The sequence below is a fragment of the Alishewanella agri BL06 genome (genome assembly GCF_000272005.1).
Classification (GTDB): Bacteria; Pseudomonadota; Gammaproteobacteria; order Enterobacterales; family Alteromonadaceae; genus Alishewanella; species Alishewanella agri.
This window is the reverse complement of sequence record NZ_AKKU01000009.1, coordinates 134,232-154,539: the sequence shown is the minus strand read 5'-3', so window position 1 is coordinate 154,539 and position 20,308 is coordinate 134,232. Positions and strand designations below refer to the sequence as shown.

Sequence of the window (20,308 nt, the reverse complement as noted above, 5' to 3'; positions counted from 1 at the left end):
TCAACACGCCCTGCTAAATTGGTCAACATGCTGTGCTAACTGTAGCTAAATTAGCTTAACTTTGGGTGAATTCTTTAGCGGATGACGTGATGGAAATTTTTTTAGCCGTTTTATTCTTTGCTTTTTCGACCACGATTACGCCGGGACCGAATAACATTATGATGATGTCCTCCGGGGTGAACTATGGCGTTAAAGCCAGTTTGCCGCATTGGTTGGGTATTTGTCTGGGCTTCCCGCTGATGGTGCTGCTGGTCGGTCTAGGCTTTGGTCTGGTGTTTGAACGCTACCCGCATTTACATCAATTAATCAAAGTGGTTGGCACCGTCTATCTCATTTATCTGGCCTGGCGGATCGCCAGCGCCCGGCCGGAGACCATCGCTACCGGTAAAAGTAAGCCTTTTAGCTTTTGGCAAGCCGCAGCGTTTCAGTGGGTGAATGGGAAAGCCTGGGTTATGGCTTCCGGGGCGGTAGCGGCCTTTACCACGGTAACAGGGGTGTACTGGTGGCAGGTAGTGATGATTACGTTGGCCTTTTTGTTAGTGGCTTTTCCTTGTGTCGGCGTGTGGTTGCTATTTGGTGCGGGTTTGCGCAAGGTACTGAATAACCCGATCGCACAGCGGATTTTTAACATACTGATGGGTTTGATTTTGTTACTGTCTGTTTTTCCTGTGATACTGGAGCTTTGGCGCTATTATTTTAGCGCGGCAAACTAGACGATGTGGGCGCTTAACTGATGAATGCAGCAGCTGAAAAAATCAGTTTGGAACATGAAGCAGCACGCATTTTTATGCGGCATTATGAGCAGCGTTTTGGCGTTAAGATGCGGCATATCTGGCACAATGAACCGCGGCGTCCGGATGTGTCCTGTTACTATGACAATCAGCGGCTGGATCTGGAGATTGCTCATTTGTATGGTAGCGAAGCCGAAGCCATGCATATCTTGGGGCGCGAGTTGAGTCAGCAAACACACCAGGAGTTACTGGCACTGCTGCGCTTACCGGTCGAACAGCGCATGCTGGAAGCCTTAAACCGGATTATTTGTAATAAGGCGCAGAAATATTACGAAAGTGAGAAAGTCTGGTTGGTGATCCGTAACGCTAACCCCCTGTGGCGGCGCGAGGATATGCTGGCGCACTGCAACAAATTGCACTTACCCCAGCAACACCCCTTTGAACAGATTTGGGTGGTGGGTGATATGTTGGGGGTATCCGGTATTTTACCGTTATATCCCAGGCCGTTGCTGCAAGCCGAGGCGCAGCGTTGTTAGGCATTTACCGCCGTTTTGCGCGGCGACTTTACCCCTGGCGCAGCCTGTTATTGCTGGCGGCATTGAGCGCCGGCCTGGCTTTTGTGGCGGTGTTATTTGCCGGTGCAGAGCAGGGGGCTTATTTATTACCCTTGTTAGTAACCGCCTTACTCTGCGGATGTCTGTTATTAATGGTGCAGTTATTTTCAAAGCTGCCGCGCGGGGATGTCAGTCGCTGGCGGCGCTGGTTAACGGCGCTGGTGCAATGGCTAATGGCGCTCATACTCACTGCTATCTTACTGGTCTGGTTTTTTCTGTTTTTAAAAACCTTGTCCGCTATAATCCGGCAACTGTTTTTTTAGGTTGTGATTATGTTATCCGCTCAATTACCGGCCCAGCGCTGGGAAATCTTTTGTAGTGTGGTTGATAATTTCGGTGATATCGGGATTTGTTGGCGCCTAAGCCGGCAACTGGTGGCTGAATTTCGGTTAACAGTGACCTTATGGGTTGACGATCTGACAAGTTTTCAGCGACTGTGTCCGGAGGTTAATTGTCAGGCAGAGCAACAACAGTTGTCCGGTGTCGATGTCCGGCACTGGCATAGTGATATCGACTGGCAGCAACAGCAGCCGGCCAATGTCATTATCGAAGCGCTGGCCTGCACCATTCCTTATGCTTACCAGCAGCAGATGGCGGCGCAAAGGCTAAAACCGCTGTGGCTGAATCTCGAATATTTGTCGGCAGAAAGCTGGGTCGAAGATTGCCATACCCTCGGCTCACCGCAGCCACAGTTACCTCTGGATAAGTACTTTTTTTTTCCGGGCTTTACCGCTAAAACCGGCGGTTTGCTGTGTGAGCAGGCTCTGGTGCCGACACTGGATCAGTTTGCACAGGATAGACAGGCACAGCAGCAGTTTTGGCAGCAGCTAAAGCTTGACGACGCCCTGCAGTATTCGCGGCGTATCTCCTTATTCGCCTATGGCCAGCAGCAACTTGGCACGCTGTTTCAGCGTTGGCAGCAAGCTGGCAGCACGACACTCTGTCTGATCCCGGTCGGGCAACTGGCAGAGCAGGCGATGGCAATTTGCGCCGGGCTGAAGCCAGGGCAGCCCTGGCGGCAAGGGCAATTAACGCTTTGTATTCTGCCGTTTTTACCGCAACCAGAGTATGACAAGTTGCTGGCCGCCTGTGATATTAACTTTGTGCGTGGTGAGGATTCGATTATCCGTGCCCAGTGGGCGGCAAAACCCTTTATCTGGCAAATCTACCGCCAGGATGAGCAGGCACATCTGGATAAGTTAGCGGCGTTTTTTAAGCGTTATACTGCCAACTGGCCCGGGAGCCTGGCGGCTGCGCTCTGGGATTTTTGGTTGCAATGGAATACCGAACAACCGCTAATTGACAGTTGGCAGCAATTCGAAAGTCAACTTGATGAAATTAAGCAAAAAAATCACGAGTGGCGCCAGCAGTTAATTGCTAATGGCGATCTTGCGACTAACCTCGTGCGTTTTGTTGAAAAAAAAATTATAATGCCACGCAATTTTTCCTAACCAGAAGATCTTTCAATTATGATGAAGACAGCTCAAGAAGTCCGCGCCGGCCAGGTTATTATGGTAGGTAGCGAAGCCATGGTGGTTTTAAAAGCCGAATTTAACAAATCAGGCCGTAACGCTGCTGTGGTAAAAATGAAGTTAAAGAACCTGCTGAACGGTCAGGGCATGGAAACAGTTTACCGTGCCGATGACAAGTTCGAGCAAGTTATGCTGGAAACTAAAGAAGTTACCTATTCCTACTTCGCTGATCCAATGTATGTGTTTATGGACGCTGAGTACAACCAGTACGAAATTGAAGCCGAATACATGGGCGAAGCGCTGAAGTATCTGGTTGATGGTATGGAGTGTTCAGTCGTGTTCTACGGCGAGCGTCCAATCTCGGTTGACCTGCCAACAGTAGTGGTACGCACTGTGACTTACACTGAACCAGCCGCCCGTGGCGATACCTCTGGTAAAGTGATGAAGCCAGCCAAAATCGAAACCGGTTTTGAATTGATGGTTCCAGCCTTCGTTGAAGAAGGTGACAAAATTGAAATCGATACCCGTACTGACGAGTACCGTAGCCGCGCCAAGTAATGGCAGGTTAAAAAAAGGCGCGTTAGCGCCTTTTTTACTTCATTCGCAATGCTGCCGCTTATCTGGCAAATCCGACCCGGACTGATACTATGACTAACAACGATATTTTGCGTCGTTTACGCTTTATTTTGAACATCAATAACAGCAATCTGGCAGCGACCTTTGCCTTGGGCGGTCTGGTAGCCAGTAAAGAGCAAATTATCGGCTGGCTGGCAAAAGAGGAAGAGCCGGAGTTTGTTGCCTTACTCGATATCGAACTGGCGCAGTTTCTGAATGGCATGATTACCAGTAAAAGGGGGATGCGTGAAGGCGAGCAGCCGGTGGCAGAGAGTCGCTTGAATAACAACCTGATCCTGCGTAAGTTAAAAATTGCTTTTAATCTGCGTGATGATGACTTTCTGGAATTGCTGCAACTGGCCAACTTCCGCTTAGGTCGCTCAGAACTCAGTGCCTTTTTCCGTAAACCTGATCACCCTCATTACCGGCAATGCCAGGCGCAGGTGCTGCGTAACGTGTTAAAAGGCTTGCAGTTAAAGTTGCGGCCGACAGCAGCGGGCTAATCAGCTGCTTTGTTGCAGAATATCGCCCAGCGTAATATCCGGGTGACTCTTCTTTAGTTGTGTTAGGTATAGCAGGGCGCAACTATAGGCATCTTCCAGTGCATGATGCTGGGCGCTAATCGGCAAGTTATAGCGCTGCAGACACTGTGGTAGCCTGAGCGCGTCTTTTTTCATTACGGTGCCTTGCTTTTGCATGCGGTGCCATTCGATATTGAGCGTATCAATAAACTGCATCCGCGGCGCCTTACCATACTGGCGTTGAAAGGCTAATTGCAAAAAAGCCCGATCTAGCCGGCAGTGATGCGCCAAAAACAGATAGCCGGGATAGTCGGTCAGTAATTGCTGTAATACGTCGCTTAACTCACTGGCATTTTTCAGATCTTTATCATGCACACCATGATAAACCGCACTTTGACCGACGCTGACCGGAGGTTTAATTAAAAAATGTTTAGCCTGGTTTAGCTCAATCTGTTGTTTAACGATAGGAACCCAGCCAATACTGACAATATGGTCCTGGCGGGCATGCAGGCCGGTCATTTCCAGATCAATCGCCAAATAGTTACACTGACGCGCCGGGGTGGTTAGTGCCGGTAAGGCAACAGCATTAAACTGTTTAACCTGCTCATACAACGGTGATTTTTTTATTAGCCAGCCAAGCATATTACATCTCTTTACAGAAGCGGTGTTTTACTGAGGATTGCGCATTGTTAATTACAGCAAAGCTATCTTTCAGTTGATGGCGTTGTAAACCGGATAATACCGCCGGATCAAGCAAGTTACTGGCATCATGTCCCTGAGCAATATCATGCAGGTGTTTATCCCAGCGTAACTGTGCCAACACATCAAAAGCATCAGACAGGTTCTGGCTTTCTTTACTATCAATCACACCGATCGCTGCCAGTTGCTGCAAGCGTTGCCGGGTATTCACTTCGGTTATGCCATTTGCCAGCGCATACACCCGCACGATATCGGTAATCAGGCTGATACCGCGCTTTTTCAGATCCAGACCTTTTTTCTGTTTACCATCATGTTCCAGAATAAAGTTGCGTAAAAAACTCAGTGGTGCTGTGCGTTGCAGTGATGTCTGAGTCAGTTGCATTAAAAACAGCGCATGGTTAGTGCGCGCCAGGATGTCCTGCTGTAAGGCATTAAAGAGTCCTTTTGAGCCTTCTACTACCCGCATATCGAAGAAAATGCTGGCTTTAAGGATGGCATCAGGCGAGGGTGAGGAGATCCATTTTGCGAATTTACCCGACCAACCTTTCAGGCTCATCCGCAGTTCCGGATTGCTGGCCATAATGTTACCCGGACAGAGTTTAATACCGCAGCGCGCCAACCCCTGACAGACAAAATCGGCCAGTTTGGCAAAATAGTCACCGACAATGCCGTTAGGCTCTTTCTCCAATAATAAGGCATTATCCTGGTCAGCATTAATGCTTTGATCCATTCGTGCCTGGGAGCCAAAACATAGCCAGCTAAAGACGCAAGGGGCAGGGCCCAGCTCTTGTTGTGCCAGCTTAATTAAGCGTTGGGTCAGAGCATCGGTGATGGTAGTAATAATATGGCCCGCCTCATGCGCCGGTACCTGTTGTTTGCCCATTACCAGGGCCAGATTATTAATCTGCAGGGCACACTGCTCCAGGCCATCAATACTGGCCTGACGGTGGATTTCGCCAATCAGGTAAACCGGGTGATCCTGCTGCGAGCGAATAATGTCGGTCGCGGTAATCATACTGAAGCTTAAACCTTGCTCCAGCACCGGCAGGTGATGAATATTAAAGCGGCTCATTAACTGTACTGCTTCGAACAGATAAGCGTGTTTATCGATAGTATGTGGCTTTGGCGTCATCACTTGTTGCACTGGCGTGGTCGCCGGTAAATTAGCTGCCAGGACCCGGGTGCGTAAGTCACGGTCAGTCAGAATGCCGGTGAGGCGTTCGTCCTGCTCGACTAATAATGACGACACCCGCTTTTCTGTCATCAGTTGTGCGGCTTGCTGCACGCTGTGCTCGCCACTAATCGAAACTTTACGGGCTTGCACGATATCGGACACTTTTAAGGTAAAGCGCGAGCTTTGTTGTTCTTTATACTGGTGTAAGCGACGGCCGAATAAACGCTGAAAGAAAATATCAATATTTTTATATTGATAGCGTAATTGATGGAAAGCATCAGCGGGTAGCCAGAATAATAAGCCATCCTCTTCGCATACCAGCTGGTCATTATCTGCCAGTCCGGTTAACAACAACTGATAACCGTAAAAATCGCCTTCTTCGAGTTTGGTAAGCAGCTGCTGCTGATCGCTGTACAGGGCGAAAATTCCGGTACGAATAATCAGCAGCCGCTCATGGGTAATTTCGACATTTTCGCCAGCCTGGCAGTAGTAAACGCTAAGTTGCAAGGCCAGTTCTGCTAACTGCGCACTGTCGAGCTGATCGAACGGCGTGGTGCGCGCTAAAAACTTACTAACCTCTGTGACTTCCATCAGGGCACCTGTTTTACTTAGTTTTAGCCTTGGCACAGACCAAGGCGAGTAACGGATCTTCCGCCTCTAGCGGGCGCCAATCTTCAGTTAACGCATCGCCCGGCGCCGGGATCTGTAGCGCCTCAGTAAAATCGGCTCTGGCATTGGCGGTGCAATGGATGACTTGCGGCACCCGGCGGGCACTCATCCGGCGTTCGAAAAAATACAGATCAACCAACATCAGCTCCGGGTTACGCTGATTCACTGCAGCATTTTGGATATCTGCGGCAATAAAGCGCAGCGTTTGCGGATACCAGAAGCTCCAGGGGCGCCAGGGTGCCGTTTCCTGTACTGTTCTGACCACTTCTACACCTTCGGGTAAACGACTACTTTGATGTTCAAACCAGCTATATTCGCTGTGGATCTGAAAGCCGAGCATACCGGCACCGGCAAATACCGGTATTAACCAGCGGGGGGCTTTTTTACGGCTGAGGGTACGGATAAACAGGGCGATACCTGCAGCGCCAAGACCGGCAAAAATCGTTGCAATAAATTCCCACAACATAATGGATTTCCTAAAAAATTCGGGCTTTCAACTGAAAGCCCGAGTGTACTGCAGAACAACAACGGATAGCGACTATTGTTGTTCTGCACCTGCTGTTAATGGTCGACAGCTTTTCCTGCGCCGCGTGGGTAACGCACGCTTTCAACCAGATCCTGTACCCGTTGTGGTGGCGCAGCAGTCACTGAAGACACCGCGAAGGCCACAGCAAAGTTGATCATCGCACCAACTGCACCGAAAGACAGTGGCGAGATACCAAACAGCCAGTTATCCGGGGTATTCGCGAAAGTCGCGGTACCTGGGATAAAGAACCAGCCTAAGTACAGGAAGATATAGATAACGGTAGACAGCAAGCCTGCCAGCATACCGGCGATAGCACCTGAGTTATTCACCCGTTTAGAGAAAATACCCATCATCAGTGCCGGGAAGATAGAGGCTGCTGCAATACCAAACGCCAGTGCGACTACCTGGGCGGCGAAACCGGGCGGGTTCATACCCAGCCAGGTCGCGACCACGATAGCAACCGCCATCGAGATCCGCGCGGCTAACAGTTCGCCTTTCTCACTGATATTTGGATTAATCGAACCTTTGATTAAGTCATGGCTGACAGCTGACGAAATGGCCAACAACAAACCTGCTGCCGTTGACAGTGCAGCTGCCAGACCACCGGCGGCAATTAAGCCCAGTACCCAACCTGGCAGATTAGCAATTTCAGGGTTAGCTAATACCAGAATATCGTTGTTTACCGTCAGCTCATTACCGGCCCAACCACGTTCTGCGGCTTTTTCAGCAAAAGCTGGCGCATCATTGTAATGTTGGATCCGACCGTCATTGTTCTTATCTTCAAACTTGATTAAGCCTGTTTTTTCCCAGTTTTTAATCCAATCCGGGCGCTCAGCATACTGAATCGCATCGGCAGTAGGACCCGCTGGATAAATGGTATTTAACAGATTCAGACGTGCCATAGAAGCCACAGCAGGTGCAGTTAAATACAGCAGGGCAATAAACACCAGTGCCCAACCAGCAGACCAACGGGCGTCGGCTACTTTAGGTACAGTGAAGAAACGGATAATAACGTGTGGTAAACCGGCAGTACCAATCATCAGTGACAGCGTGAATAACACCATGTTCAGCTTGTTGGATACATCCGCGGTGTAATCCTGGAAGCCGAGCTCACGCACGATTTCATCCAGTTTTTGCAGTAACGGCACACCTGATTCAACGTGAGTACCAAACAGACCCAGCGGTGGCAGGAAGTTACCGGTTAATTGCAGTGAAATAAAGACTGCAGGAATAGTGTAGGCGATGATGAGTACGATGTACTGGGCAACCTGAGTGTAAGTGATACCTTTCATACCACCCAATACCGCGTAGGCAAATACCACCACCGCCGCAATCATCAGACCCGTATTACTGTCTACTTCCAGGAAGCGTGAGAACGCCACACCAGCACCGGTCATCTGACCGATTACATAGGTTACTGAAGCGATGATTAAACAAGCTACGGCCACTAAACGTGCGCCAGAGCTGTAGAAGCGGTCGCCGATAAAGTCTGGCACGGTGAACTTACCAAATTTACGTAAGTACGGGGCCAGTAACATGGCCAGTAGCACGTAGCCGCCGGTCCAACCCATCAGATAGGTTGAGTTGGCATAACCACCGGCAGCAATTAAGCCGGCCATTGAAATAAACGAGGCCGCTGACATCCAGTCGGCGGCCGTTGCCATACCATTCATTACCGGGTTAACGCCGCCGCCGGCAACGTAGAATTCTTTGGTTGAGCCAGCACGGGCCCAAATTGCGATGCCGATATAGATCGCAAAAGACCCGAGAACGAAGATTAAGTTAATTGCAAATTGACTCATAAGCGCCTTACTCCTCGTCTAAGCCGAATTCTTTATCCAGCTTATTCATTCTCCAGGCATAGAAGAAGATTAAGGCGATAAAGGTGAGAATCGAACCCTGTTGTGCAAACCAGAACCCTAAGTCAGTACCGCCAACACTAATGCCGGCCAGCATTGGGCGCAGTAAAATCCCAAAACCGTAAGATACGACAGCCCAGATCACCAGGCTGATGACTATGAGGCGCAGGTTTGCGCTCCAATAAGCGGCGGCATTCATGTTATGATCTGCCATAGTTGTGTCTCCTTTAGTTTATTTTTTATAGAGCAATCTTAATCTAGCAGTAGTTCGCCATGGCGCTAGCCCGACTTTAGTCGAAGGCAGGGCGCCTGGCATTGACAGATAGCCCGGGCACAACCACAGTTAGCTAAAAAATAATAATGGAGAGACGTGTGACTGTCTGGACTGTAGCCCTGTTAGCCTTGCTGTACGTCGGTGGATTGTTCTGGATTGCCAACTGGGGTGAGCGCCATGCCGACGATCGTCTGATACGAAAGTATGGGGGCTTAATTTACAGCCTGGCGCTGGCAGTGTACTGCACATCCTGGACCTACTATGGTGCCGTTGGTACAGCCGTAACCCGTGGCTGGGATTATATGGCAATCTACCTTGGACCGATCCTGCTGTTTGTTTTTGCCCAGCCGTTTTTATTCAAGCTGCTGTATGTCTCGAAAAAGCAAAACGTCACCTCTATTGCTGACTTTATTTCAGCGCGTTATGGCAAAAGGCGGAACATTGCGACGCTGGCCGCGGTAATTTGTTTAATTGTTGTTGTACCCTATATTTCACTGCAGTTAAAGGCGGTCGCCGGCTCCTATCAGGTATTACTGGGTGGTGTTTTTGATGACAGCCAAGTGGTGTGGTATCAGGACAGTGCCTTGTTAAGTGCTGTCGCGATGGCGTTCTTCGCAATTTTATTTGGTACCCGCAAACTGCATTTAACAGAACAAAACCGCGGCGTGATGGTGGCGATTGCCTTTGAGTCGGTAGTGAAACTCTTTGCGCTGTTAACGCTAGCGATTGCAGTTTATGTGTTTATTCTTGATACCGATCAATCGGCAATCCGTGCCTTTACCGAGCATTCCATTAAGCAACAAGAGAAACTGGATACGCCGGGCTTGGTAGAATTTATTACCAAAACCATACTGGCGATGGTGGCGGTGTTTTTACTGCCGCGACAATTTCATGTCGCCTTTGTCGAAAATGTTTCGCACCATCATTTACGGCATGCCCGGCGCTGGTTCTCCGGCTATTTATTGCTGGTCACGCTGGTGGTCATTCCGATTGCCGTAGCCGGCATGCAATTATTTCCGGGGATCCTGGCACAGGCCGACAGTTTTGTGTTGTTAATTCCGTCCAGTATGGAATGGAATGCACTCAGTATTATCGTCTTTATCGGCGGCTTCTCGGCTGCTACCTCGATGATTATTATTGCGACCTTAGCCCTGTCGACCATGATCAGTAATGATGTGGTCATGCCGGGCTTGTTAAAGTCGACCAAACAAAAGGGCATGTCGCACGATTACAGCCTGTTGATTTTACTGGTACGCCGTACCATGATTATCGTGGTGATGGGCCTGTCATACCTGTATTACAGTATCTTCGCCCGCAATTACGAACTGGCCGAAACCGGTTTACTGGCCTTTGCCCTGACCATTCAGTTGGTGCCGGCGGTGGTTGGCGGCTTATATTGGCGCCGCGGCAATGCCTATGGCGTCTATGCTGGCTTAAGTGTAGGTTTGGTGCTGTGGTTCTATACCCTGATGCTACCGCAATTGGTCAATGCCGGGGTACTGAACAGCGACATTATGCAGCATGGTTTGCTTGGTTATGGCTGGTTACTGCCAACCTCGATGTTTGGCATCCAACTGGATTCACTCAGTCATGGTGTTCTGTTGTCGTTAGGTTTTAACACCCTGTGTTATGTGCTGTGCTCCTTACTGACCAATGTCAATCTGCAAGACCGGCTGCAAGCCGTAGCCTTTGTAAAGCCTAATCTACCGATCAACCATCAGGACACGCCGGCACGGCGCATCCGCATTCACAATAGCGATTTAAAAATTTTACTGGAGCGCTTTGTTGGCGCGCCGCGAGCCAGCGAATGCCTGGCTGAATTTGGTCGCAAGCAACAACAAAACATCCAGTTGGATGACCTACCCAGTGTCGGCCTGGTCGAGCACGTCGAGCGCGAGCTGGCCGGGGTCATAGGCGCTTCGTCAGCCTCAGCCATGGTCAATGCGGTGCTGGAGGGACGGCAGCTGGCATTTGAAGATGTCGTAACCCTGTTTGATGATACTACCCAGGCGATTCAATTCTCGCGCAAAATTTTGTTCTCTACGCTGGAACATTTAAGTCAGGGCGTCAGCGTAGTCGACCGTGATCTGAATCTGGTGGCCTGGAACAAGGCTTATCTGGAGATGTTTAATTACCCTGAGGGCATGATTCGGGTCGGCCGGCCGGTAGCCGATATCGTGCGGTTAAATGCGGAACGCGGTTTATGTGGGCCGGGCGATCCGGATGAACATGTCGAGAAACGTATCTTACATATGAAAAACGGTACCGCCCATGTGTTTCAACGTGTCAGGCCCGATGGTCGGGTAGTGGAGATGCGCGGCAATCCGATCCCGGGCGGCGGCTTTGTCACCAGCTTTACCGATATCTCTGACCATGTACGAGCGGTACAGGGGCTGGCGGAGGCCAAGCAGTATCTGGAAGATCGGGTGCAGGAACGGACGCAAACGATTTCTGAGATGAACCATGAGTTGTTGGCAGAAGTTGCGCGACGTCGCGAGACTGAGCAGCAGCTGCTGCAAGCGAAGGCCGAAGCCGAAGCCGCGAATGCCTCGAAAACCCGGTTTTTAGCCCTGGCGAGCCACGATATTTTACAGCCTTTGAATGCGGCCCGCTTATTTACCGCGGCACTGGCCGGGATTCAGGATCGTCAGCAGCAGGGGCCTATTCTGAATCAGCTGGATAATTCACTTAAAGCCTCAGAGGAGCTGATTTCAACTCTGCTGGAAATTGCCAAACTGGATGACGGTAAATTGCAGCCTAATGTGCAGGCGGTAGCGTTAAAAGATCTGCTGGCACAACTGGCCGAAGAATACCGCTTGATTGCCAGTCAAAAAGGCCTGACGTTAACCGTACGCAGCAGTACTTATCAGGTGAGTACCGATGGCACTTACTTGCGGCGTATCTTGCAGAATATGCTGTCTAACGCAATTAAATACACCACTAAGGGGCGTATTCTGCTCGGTTGTCGCAAGCGCGGTAACGAATTAGTGGTACAAGTCTGGGATACCGGGCCGGGTATCGCGGAGCCTGATTTACAACGGATCTTTGAAGATTTTTACCGGATTGACGCGACTGCCAAAGGCCAACAAGGCGTAGGCCTGGGGCTTGGCGTGGTGCATCGGATGGCGAAGTTGTTGGGGCATCGCCTCAGCGTCCGCTCCTGGCCGGGCAAGGGTACCGTATTTAGCATTGCTTTGCCATTGATGGCGCGCAGTAGCCGCCAGGAAGTGATCGTCAATGCGTCATTGCAACAGCGACCCTTGCCTGGCTTAAAAGTAATTTGTGTCGATGATGACGCGGCAAATCTTGCCGCGTTAAAGGTATTGCTGGAACAATGGCAAATCAGCGAAGTGCAATGTTTCTATGATGAACAGGAGCTATTGGCCTATGCGCCGATACATCCGGCGCCGGACGTGCTGCTGTTGGATTATCAGTTAGGCCAGCAGGTGAATGGTTTAGAACTATACCGACAGATCCAGGCTTATTGGGGTAAGGTACCAGGGATTTTAGTCTCAGCATCGCCGCAAGCAGATTTAGCCGCCCTGGCAAAAGAGGAAGGTCTGATGTTCCTGGCAAAACCGATAAAACCCGGTGCACTGCGTGCCACCTTGAATCACTTTAAAATGCTAAAACGCGCCGGAGCCTGAGCTCCGGCGTGAATCTGCTGGCTAGTGAGTGTGAAGTCGTTAGTGTTGCTGCGCCAGGGCGCGATCGACCGGTGGTTCCAATGTTAGACGCTGTGCCTGGATCACCACCTGGGTGCGATTAGTGCACCCCAGTTTGCGGAAGATCGCCGTAATATGCGCCTTAACCGTGGCTTCTGAGATATGAAGGTCGTATGCGATTTGCTTGTTTAACCAACCTTCGGTTAAATAGTACAGCACCTTGTATTGTTGCTGTGTCAGCTGCGCAACTTTGGCGGCCAGATCAAGATCCTGCTCTGTATCTTGCTGATCCAAAACATATTTTTTAAGTTCGGCCGGTACCCAAAACTCACCCTCCAGCACCGCATTCAGCGCATTACTGATATCTTGTGGCTTGGCGGATTTTGGCACATAAGCGGAAGCGCCAAAAGCCATCACACGGCGAATCACATCCAGATCTTCACTGGCGGAAATCACTACTATTGGTAGGCTGGGATAGTTTTTCCGCAGTTGAATCAAACCGAGAAAACCACAGTTACCCGGCATATGCAGATCGAGCAGTAACAAGTCGGCGTCAGGATGTTGTTCCAGCGCTGCACAGGTACTGTCAAAACTATCGGTTTCAATTGTTGCTTTAGTGGCAAAGGTGCTGCTAATGGCATTAATCAGTGCATTGCGAAACAGCGGATGATCATCTGCGACGATAAGCTTCGCCATTGTTTCCTCCAGCGGTGTTTACCCTGTTTATTGTTATAAAAAAGACCGCATTGTTGCGGCCTTTTTGTTGCGACTGGAGACTCGCGCTCTCAGGAGATAGCGTTAGGTGTGTTTATTTCCGATTTAAGCGGTTATTTACCAACAGTTCAACAACTGAAGGATCGGCTAATGTCGAAATATCACCTAACTGATCATGCTCATTGGCGGCAATTTTCCGCAGGATACGGCGCATAATCTTACCTGAGCGGGTCTTCGGCAGGCCTGCTGGAGCCCACTGTATCAGATCTGGCGAAGCAATGGGTGAAATTTCTTCACGCACCCAGGCTCTAATAGCTTTGGTCAGCTCTTCGCTCGGTTCAACCCCTACGCGTGGCGTGACATAAACGTAAATGCCCTGGCCTTTTATATCATGTGGGTAACCTACTACCGCTGCCTCAGCGATGGCTTCATGTGCCACCAGGCAACTTTCAATTTCGGCAGTACCCAGACGGTGGCCCGAGACGTTTAACACGTCATCAACGCGGCCCGTTAACCAGTAATAACCATCCTCGTCCCGGCGCGCACCGTCACCGGTAAAGTAGGTGCCAGGGTAAGTACTGAAGTAGGTTTGCTCGAAGCGTTCATGATCACCGTACAGGGTGCGCATTTGACCAGGCCAGCTGTCAGTAATCACCAGATTGCCTTCCCCCACACCATGAACCGTTTTACCTTCGTTATCAACAATGGCTGGCTTGACGCCGAAGAAGGGGCGGGTAGCAGAGCCAGGCTTTAATGCAGTGGCACCTGGCAGTGGTGTAATCAGGATACCGCCGGTTTCAGTTTGCCACCAGGTGTCAACGATTGGGCAGTTACCTTTACCAATTTTCTCGTGGTACCAGTTCCAGGCCTCAGGGTTAATGGGTTCACCCACGCTACCCAGTACCCGCAATGAACTCAGGTTGGCACCTTCTACCGGTGCATCGCCATGCGCCATCAGGGCACGGATGGCGGTCGGCGCGGTATACAGAATAGTAACGTTATACTTATCAACAATTTGCGCTATACGTTTTACGCTGGGGTAGGTGGGTACACCTTCAAACATTACGCTACGGGCACCGTTAGCCAGTGGGCCGTAAATAATATAGCTGTGACCTGTTACCCAACCGACGTCCGCTGCACACCAGTAAATATCGTCATCATGATAGTCAAAGATATACTGATGTGTCATGGCAGCGTAAACCATATAGCCACCAGTAGTATGCAGTACACCTTTCGGTTTACCGGTTGAGCCTGAGGTATAGAGGATAAATAACGGATCTTCCGCATTCATTGGCTCAGGTGCACATTCTTTCGGTTGTTTGGCCAATAAATCGTGATACCAGACGTCACGGCCCTGATGGAAATCAATCGGCCGGCCAACGTGTTTAATGACAATGACGTTTTTAACCGGGTTGCTTTCGCCAAGGTGGCCCAGAGCGATATCAGTATTATCTTTTAAATTCGTTGCACGGCTGCCACGCAGTGCCTGATCGGTGGTGATCACCAGTTTGGAATCACAGTCAATAATACGGCTACCCAGGGCGTCTGGTGAGAAACCAGCGAAGACGACAGAGTGCACCGCGCCGATGCGGGCACAGGCTAATAAAGCAACAGCTGCTTGTGGAATCATTGGCAGATAAATTGTGACCCGATCACCTTTACCTACGCCCAGCGCTTTCATGCCATTTGCCAGTTGGCAAACTTCTTCATATAACTCACGGTAGGTAACAGTTTTTTGTACGCCTGGCTCATCGCCTTCCCAGTAAAAAGCGATCTGGTTACCGCGTTTTTCCAGGTGACGATCAAGGCAATTCACGCTGGCGTTCAATACACCATCGGCAAACCACTTAATACTTACCTTACCCAGTTCATAGCTGGTGTCTTTGACCTGTGTATATGGCTTAATCCAGTCCAGACGCTGGCCATGTTTCGCCCAAAACGCATCAGGTTGTTCTACGGATTCACGATACATTGCCAGATATTGCTCATCATTAATAAGAGCGCGTTGTTTTATATTTTCCGGTACCGGATAAGTTGTTGTCTGTGTCATATATCGTCCCCTGCCAAACATCTTAAAATAATGAGGTATTTCTAAAGGAGCATTCACACAAAAGGAATTAGACCATAGTCTAGACGAGCTAAGGCGGTTGTGCTAACTGCGACTAAAGGCTAATTGCGAAGTTGCAGACTGTCGACCACAGTTTGGTTAGAATAACCGCGACGTTAGTACAACTATAAAAAAACAATGGAGAACTCCAGATGAGACAAAGAAAGACGCTCAACACCCTAACGGCAGCCATTGCCCTGGCGTTAACTGCAGGCGCAGCCCACGCTAACAATGGTTTCAAAGTAGGTGATACCGAAGTTACCTATGGTGGTTTTATTAAATTAGACATGATGTTTACCGAATCAGAAGGTGAAGTTGCGGCTTTGGGCCGTGATTTTTACGTGCCAGCGTTAACCCCTATCGGTGGCAGCAGCACCTCACGTTTTGATTCGCATGCCCGCCAGTCACGTTTCTTCTTTGGTACCTCAACCGATTTGGGTGACGGCGAAAAACTCACCGGTCGGTTAGAATTTGACATGATGACCAGTTCTAATGGTAACGATGAGCGAACCACTAATGGTTACAGCCCGGTTATTCGGCATGCATTTGTTACCTACAAAAACTGGACTGTTGGCCAAACCTGGTCGAACTTCATGGATTTACAATCCTTACCTGATACGCTTGATTTCGTGGGTAATGCGGATGCCGCAGTCTTTATCCGTCAAGCACAAATCCGCTATACCTCAGGTAACTTCTCAATTGCGCTGGAAAACCCAGAAAGTACGATCACGCCTTTTGGAGGCGGCGCCCGTATTACAACGGATGACAATGCTACGCCAGACATTACCCTCGGTTACAATATGAAATCAGGTAATGCCTCGTTCCGGGTCGGTGCTTTATTGCGTGAAATCGCCATCGATGATGGCCTGTATGACGATAGCGTGACGTCGTACGGTATTTCTGTTAGCGGTAAAGTGAATTTAGCTAACAACGATGACATCCGGTTTACATTCAATCATGGTAAAGGTTTAGGCCGTTATGTTGGTCTGAATACGGTAAATGGTGCTGTGCTGACCGGCAACACCAATGCCGCAGAGCTGGAAGCGATCACCACTACAACTTTCTCAGTTGCGTACCGCCACCTGTGGAATGAAAAATGGCGCTCAACCTTTATGTACTCGATGTTAAATGCGGACAATGATCCGATGTTAACGGGTACTGGCGTTAACAAAACGACCTACAACTACAGCGTGAACGCTTTATACCAGTTCAATGCTAAATTTATGATGGGTGTTGAATACAAGTTTGCTAACCGCGAGCTGGAGAGCGGCCTGAATGGTGATATGCACCGCATTCAGTTTAGCGCTAAGTACGACTTCTAATTACGCTGCGTACTAACAAGAAACCACCGCTTTAGCGGTGGTTTTTTTTCGGCTAGTCAGCTTTGGCGATACAGTTATGCGTTAACTGGCTGCGTGTGCAAGCTCAGGTTGCGATTGTCACATTTCCTGAAGCACAGCCAATAAAAAGCCCGGTATTAACCGGGCTTTGAGCTTGATAAACCTTGGAATTATTCAGCTTGTCCAGGTTTGGTCATCGGAGCTGATACAGCTTGCCGTGCGAATGCCGAGCCAGCAGGGCGGGCCGAGGATTGCACCGCCGGGCGCTCTTCTGCACTGGCGGCAGAGATGACGATCTCTTGTTGCTGCTCAATGACCGCTTGTGGCTTAGTCATTTCAGCAACCACCATCTTACTGAAACGTCCGCCGGTGGCCGTTGTTGCTGCAGCAGTCGCTACCGGGGCCGCAGTTTTTGCTACAACAGATTCAGTTACAGATGTAGGAACTGCCTCTACAACTGCTGCTGTTTCTGGCTCAGGTTTAGCTGGTGCTACTGCAACAACCGGCTCCGGCTCTGGCAAGGCGAGGCTTTGCTGCGCCGGGCTGTCCGAAACGACTTCAGGGTGCTGTATTGTAACCGCTGTTGTTTCATCGTCACTTTCAGCGCGGGAATCGTTTACATCAGGTGTTGACTCGTTGTCAGCTACCGCCTCAACCTTAGCAGGGCGACGACGGCTACGGCTACGCGCAGGTTTTTCATCCTCAACACTATCTGCGATGGTGTTTTCACCTTCAGCAGTGACCACAGCGGCAGCAGTAACAGTTTGTTGCGATTCCGTTGCTGTTGTTGCCGGGGCTTCAGCTGGCGCAGCCAGAACATCCGCATTGGATTGTTCGGCTGTCTCAGTAGCGCTGTCTGCAACGCTTTCGTCATCAGTTGTGGCATCGGCAGACTGCTCTTTGCGACGCTTCTGGCCCGCTGCACGCAGATGGCGTGGTGAACGACGGCTGCGGCTGCGTGGCTCAGATGCTTCTGCAGCTTGTTCAGCTGAGGTGTCTTTGTTATGCTCTGATTCCGCAGTTTGCACTTCGGCGCTGTCTGCCTCGATAGCGCTCTGCTCTGTCGCAATAGTGCTGGCTATTGGCGCAGCCTCTGTCGTCACTACCACTGGCGTTGCGGGGCTGACATCCGCAGGCGTTTCGTCCTTAGTGACTACCGGCAATACCGTGTCAGCTGCGGCTTCGGCCTTAGCGATACGCACTGAACGTTGTAACTGACGCCGAGCGCGACGCTCAGCGGCAGCGGCGCGGCTATTTGGCTCGTCTGCTTCCTCACGTTCTACCTTATCAACCTTAGCTTCAGCCGGTGCTTTGCGGGCCTCTTGCTGCCGAGGCTGGCGTTCCTGTTGTTTCGGACGCTCCTGGCGCTCCGGACGACTGGCCGGGCTTGCTTTTTCTTCGCTTACCTTGTCCTGTGCTTTATCCGCAACTTTCTCAACCTGATCGCGACGCTTGTTGTTACGATTATTGCGTCTTCTGCTATCACCACGCTCACCGCGTTCACCACGTTGTTCCGGACGGCCTGCTGTTTTTTCTTTCGGCTTATCCGCCGGTTTTTCCGTTGCCGGTGCCGCAAATAAACCCGATAACCAGGTCGCTAAACGGCTGAATAAACTTGGTGTGCTGGCCACAGGGGCAGCAACGTCGGCAACAACAGCTTTCGGTTGTGGTGCCGGCGCAGCATTTTGCGCCATACTCAGCGCTGAAACTGCCGGTTTTTCTTTTATTGCATCCGCAGCAGGCTGGTACAACTTAGAGGTGTGCTCTGGCACCTTGGTGAGGTTATAGCTGACATCTTCGATCTCTTCATCGATGCGGATGCGGATCACTTCGTAGTTTGGTGTTTCCAGATGCTCATTCGGGATCACGTACACCTGGACGCCATTGCGCTGCTCGATGCGACGTACGCCTTCGCGTTTTTCGTTCATCAGATAAGTAGCAACGGATACTGGCACCTGTGCCTGTACCTGGCTGGTGTTATCTTTAATCGCTTCTTCTTCGATTAAACGTAAAATTGATAGGGCAGAGGACTCAACGCTGCGGATAGTGCCACGGCCATGACAACGCGGACAGACATGACCGGCTGACTCACCCAGTGACGGACGTAAACGCTGCCGTGACATTTCCAGCAGACCAAAACGCGAAATCCGGCCAATTTGTACCCGGGCACGGTCTTGCTTCACAGCGTCTTTTAAGCGGTTTTCCACTTCACGCTGATGCCGTACCGGCGTCATATCGATAAAGTCGATCACGATCAGACCGCCAAGGTCACGTAAGCGCAGTTGGCGGGCGATTTCATCGGCCGCTTCCAGGTTGGTATTAAAGGCAGTTTCCTCGATATCGCCACCTTTAGTAGCTTTAGAGGAGTTAATATCGATCGCAGTTAAAGCTTCGGTGCTATCGATCACGATAGAACCACCAGAGGGTAAACGTACTTCACGACGGAAGGCGGTTTCGATCTGGTTTTCAATTTGATAGTGCATAAACAGCGGCACTTCACCCTGATACATCTTGACGCGGTGCGCGAAGTCCGGGCGGAACTGTTGGATATAAACCTTGGCTTCTTCGAAAATCTTCTGGCTGTCGATCAGGATCTCGCCAACATCGCGGCGCAGATAATCACGAATCGCACGGAATACTACATTGCTTTCCTGATGGATCAGGAAAGGGGCGGCACGTTTCTGCGCTTCCTCAGTAATGGCCGACCAGTGTTTCAGCAGGGCTTTTAAGTCGTAATCCAGCTCTTCGTAGGATTTGCCAACACCAGCGGTACGCACAATCAGACCCATGCCATCCGGCATTTCCAGCTGGCCTAAGGAATCTTTTAATTCCTGACGCTCATCGCCTTCAATACGACGAGAAATACCACCGGCGCGTGGGTTGTTTGGCATTAGTACCAGGTAAGAACCGGCCAGGCTGATAAAGGTGGTCAGTGCCGCGCCTTTTTGGCCCCGTTCTTCTTTATCGATCTGAATAATGACTTCCTGACCTTCTTTGACCACTTCTTTGATGTTTGGACGACCATCGAAGCTATAACCGGCTGGGAAGTATTCGCGGGAGATTTCTTTTAGCGGCAGGAAACCATGGCGGTCTGCACCATAGTCTACGAAGGCAGCTTCTAAACTCGGCTCGACCCGGGTGATTTTACCTTTGTAAATATTGGCTTTCTTTTGTTCATGGCCTGGGCTTTCAATGTCCAGGTCGTAAAGTTTCTGGCCATCGACCAGGGCTACGCGGATTTCTTCTTCCTGCGTGGCATTAATTAACATTCTTTTCATTGTATGGTGACTCTATTGCGAAGCCACAACACAACAACCGGGCACCTGAG

Annotated in this window: 16 protein-coding genes; 8 read left to right on the top strand and 8 right to left on the bottom strand. The window is 50.3% G+C overall.

Annotated elements, in window-relative coordinates; genetic code table 11:
- The first annotated feature begins 89 nt into the window (after positions 1-89).
- The 6 genes from AGRI_RS03890 to AGRI_RS03865 all read left to right on the top strand — a co-directional run bounded on the left by AGRI_RS03890 (position 90) and on the right by AGRI_RS03865 (position 3,935).
- Positions 90-713, top strand: a complete 624-nt coding sequence (locus AGRI_RS03890) for a LysE family translocator (RefSeq protein WP_008983703.1) — start codon at positions 90-92, stop codon at positions 711-713.
- A gap of 20 nt (positions 714-733) precedes the next feature.
- The gene (locus AGRI_RS03885) at positions 734-1,267 is read left to right on the top strand and encodes a hypothetical protein (protein ID WP_008983702.1); all 534 of its coding nucleotides are present in this window, start codon (positions 734-736) and stop codon (positions 1,265-1,267) included.
- Positions 1,261-1,608, top strand: coding sequence for a hypothetical protein (locus AGRI_RS03880; protein WP_008983701.1), 348 nt, complete (start codon positions 1,261-1,263; stop codon positions 1,606-1,608). The genes AGRI_RS03885 and AGRI_RS03880 overlap by 7 nt, the downstream gene beginning before the upstream one ends.
- Positions 1,609-1,617: 9 nt before the next feature.
- Complete coding sequence (earP, locus tag AGRI_RS03875; RefSeq protein WP_008983700.1) at positions 1,618-2,796, top strand: elongation factor P maturation arginine rhamnosyltransferase EarP; 1,179 nt, start codon at positions 1,618-1,620, stop codon at positions 2,794-2,796.
- Between the two features lie 21 nt (positions 2,797-2,817).
- Positions 2,818-3,375 carry an elongation factor P gene (efp, locus tag AGRI_RS03870; RefSeq protein WP_008983699.1) on the top strand — a complete coding sequence of 186 codons (558 nt, stop codon included), beginning with the start codon at positions 2,818-2,820 and terminating at the stop codon, positions 3,373-3,375.
- Between the two features lie 89 nt (positions 3,376-3,464).
- A complete protein-coding gene (locus AGRI_RS03865) occupies positions 3,465-3,935 on the top strand; it encodes a YehS family protein (protein ID WP_008983698.1) in 471 nt (156 codons plus the stop codon).
- On the opposite strand, the gene AGRI_RS03860 is transcribed toward AGRI_RS03865, so the two are convergent.
- The 5 genes from AGRI_RS03860 to AGRI_RS03840 all read right to left on the bottom strand — a co-directional run bounded on the left by AGRI_RS03860 (position 3,936) and on the right by AGRI_RS03840 (position 9,094).
- The gene (locus tag AGRI_RS03860) at positions 3,936-4,595 is read right to left on the bottom strand and encodes an exonuclease domain-containing protein (protein ID WP_008983697.1); all 660 of its coding nucleotides are present in this window, start codon (positions 4,593-4,595) and stop codon (positions 3,936-3,938) included. It abuts the gene before it with no gap.
- Between the two features lies 1 nt (position 4,596).
- Positions 4,597-6,417 carry a DUF294 nucleotidyltransferase-like domain-containing protein gene (locus AGRI_RS03855; RefSeq protein WP_008983696.1) on the bottom strand — a complete coding sequence of 607 codons (1,821 nt, stop codon included), beginning with the start codon at positions 6,415-6,417 and terminating at the stop codon, positions 4,597-4,599.
- A 13-nt stretch (positions 6,418-6,430) separates the two neighbouring features.
- Positions 6,431-6,961, bottom strand: coding sequence for a hypothetical protein (locus AGRI_RS03850; protein ID WP_008983695.1), 531 nt, complete (start codon positions 6,959-6,961; stop codon positions 6,431-6,433).
- A gap of 95 nt (positions 6,962-7,056) precedes the next feature.
- Complete coding sequence (locus AGRI_RS03845) at positions 7,057-8,823, bottom strand: sodium:solute symporter family protein (protein WP_008983694.1); 1,767 nt, start codon at positions 8,821-8,823, stop codon at positions 7,057-7,059.
- A 7-nt stretch (positions 8,824-8,830) separates the two neighbouring features.
- The gene (locus tag AGRI_RS03840; protein ID WP_008983693.1) at positions 8,831-9,094 is read right to left on the bottom strand and encodes a DUF4212 domain-containing protein; all 264 of its coding nucleotides are present in this window, start codon (positions 9,092-9,094) and stop codon (positions 8,831-8,833) included.
- A 158-nt stretch (positions 9,095-9,252) separates the two neighbouring features.
- Here AGRI_RS03840 and AGRI_RS03835 point away from each other — a divergent pair, with 158 nt between their 5' ends.
- Positions 9,253-12,801 (top strand): PAS domain-containing hybrid sensor histidine kinase/response regulator, encoded by a 3,549-nt coding sequence (locus AGRI_RS03835; protein WP_008983692.1) that lies wholly within the window; start codon positions 9,253-9,255, stop codon positions 12,799-12,801.
- 39 nt (positions 12,802-12,840) lie between these two features.
- Here the strand turns inward: AGRI_RS03835 and AGRI_RS03830 are convergent, their stop codons facing one another.
- Positions 12,841-13,515, bottom strand: a complete 675-nt coding sequence (locus AGRI_RS03830) for a LuxR C-terminal-related transcriptional regulator (protein WP_008983691.1) — start codon at positions 13,513-13,515, stop codon at positions 12,841-12,843.
- A 112-nt stretch (positions 13,516-13,627) separates the two neighbouring features.
- Positions 13,628-15,583 carry an acetate--CoA ligase gene (gene acs, locus AGRI_RS03825; RefSeq protein ID WP_008983690.1) on the bottom strand — a complete coding sequence of 652 codons (1,956 nt, stop codon included), beginning with the start codon at positions 15,581-15,583 and terminating at the stop codon, positions 13,628-13,630.
- A gap of 209 nt (positions 15,584-15,792) precedes the next feature.
- Here acs and AGRI_RS03820 point away from each other — a divergent pair, with 209 nt between their 5' ends.
- Positions 15,793-16,962, top strand: a complete 1,170-nt coding sequence (locus AGRI_RS03820; RefSeq protein ID WP_008983689.1) for a DcaP family trimeric outer membrane transporter — start codon at positions 15,793-15,795, stop codon at positions 16,960-16,962.
- 188 nt (positions 16,963-17,150) lie between these two features.
- Here AGRI_RS03820 and rne read toward each other — a convergent pair whose 3' ends face one another.
- Complete coding sequence (gene rne / locus AGRI_RS03815) at positions 17,151-20,258, bottom strand: ribonuclease E (RefSeq protein WP_337445394.1); 3,108 nt, start codon at positions 20,256-20,258, stop codon at positions 17,151-17,153.
- Positions 20,259-20,308 lie beyond the last annotated feature (50 nt).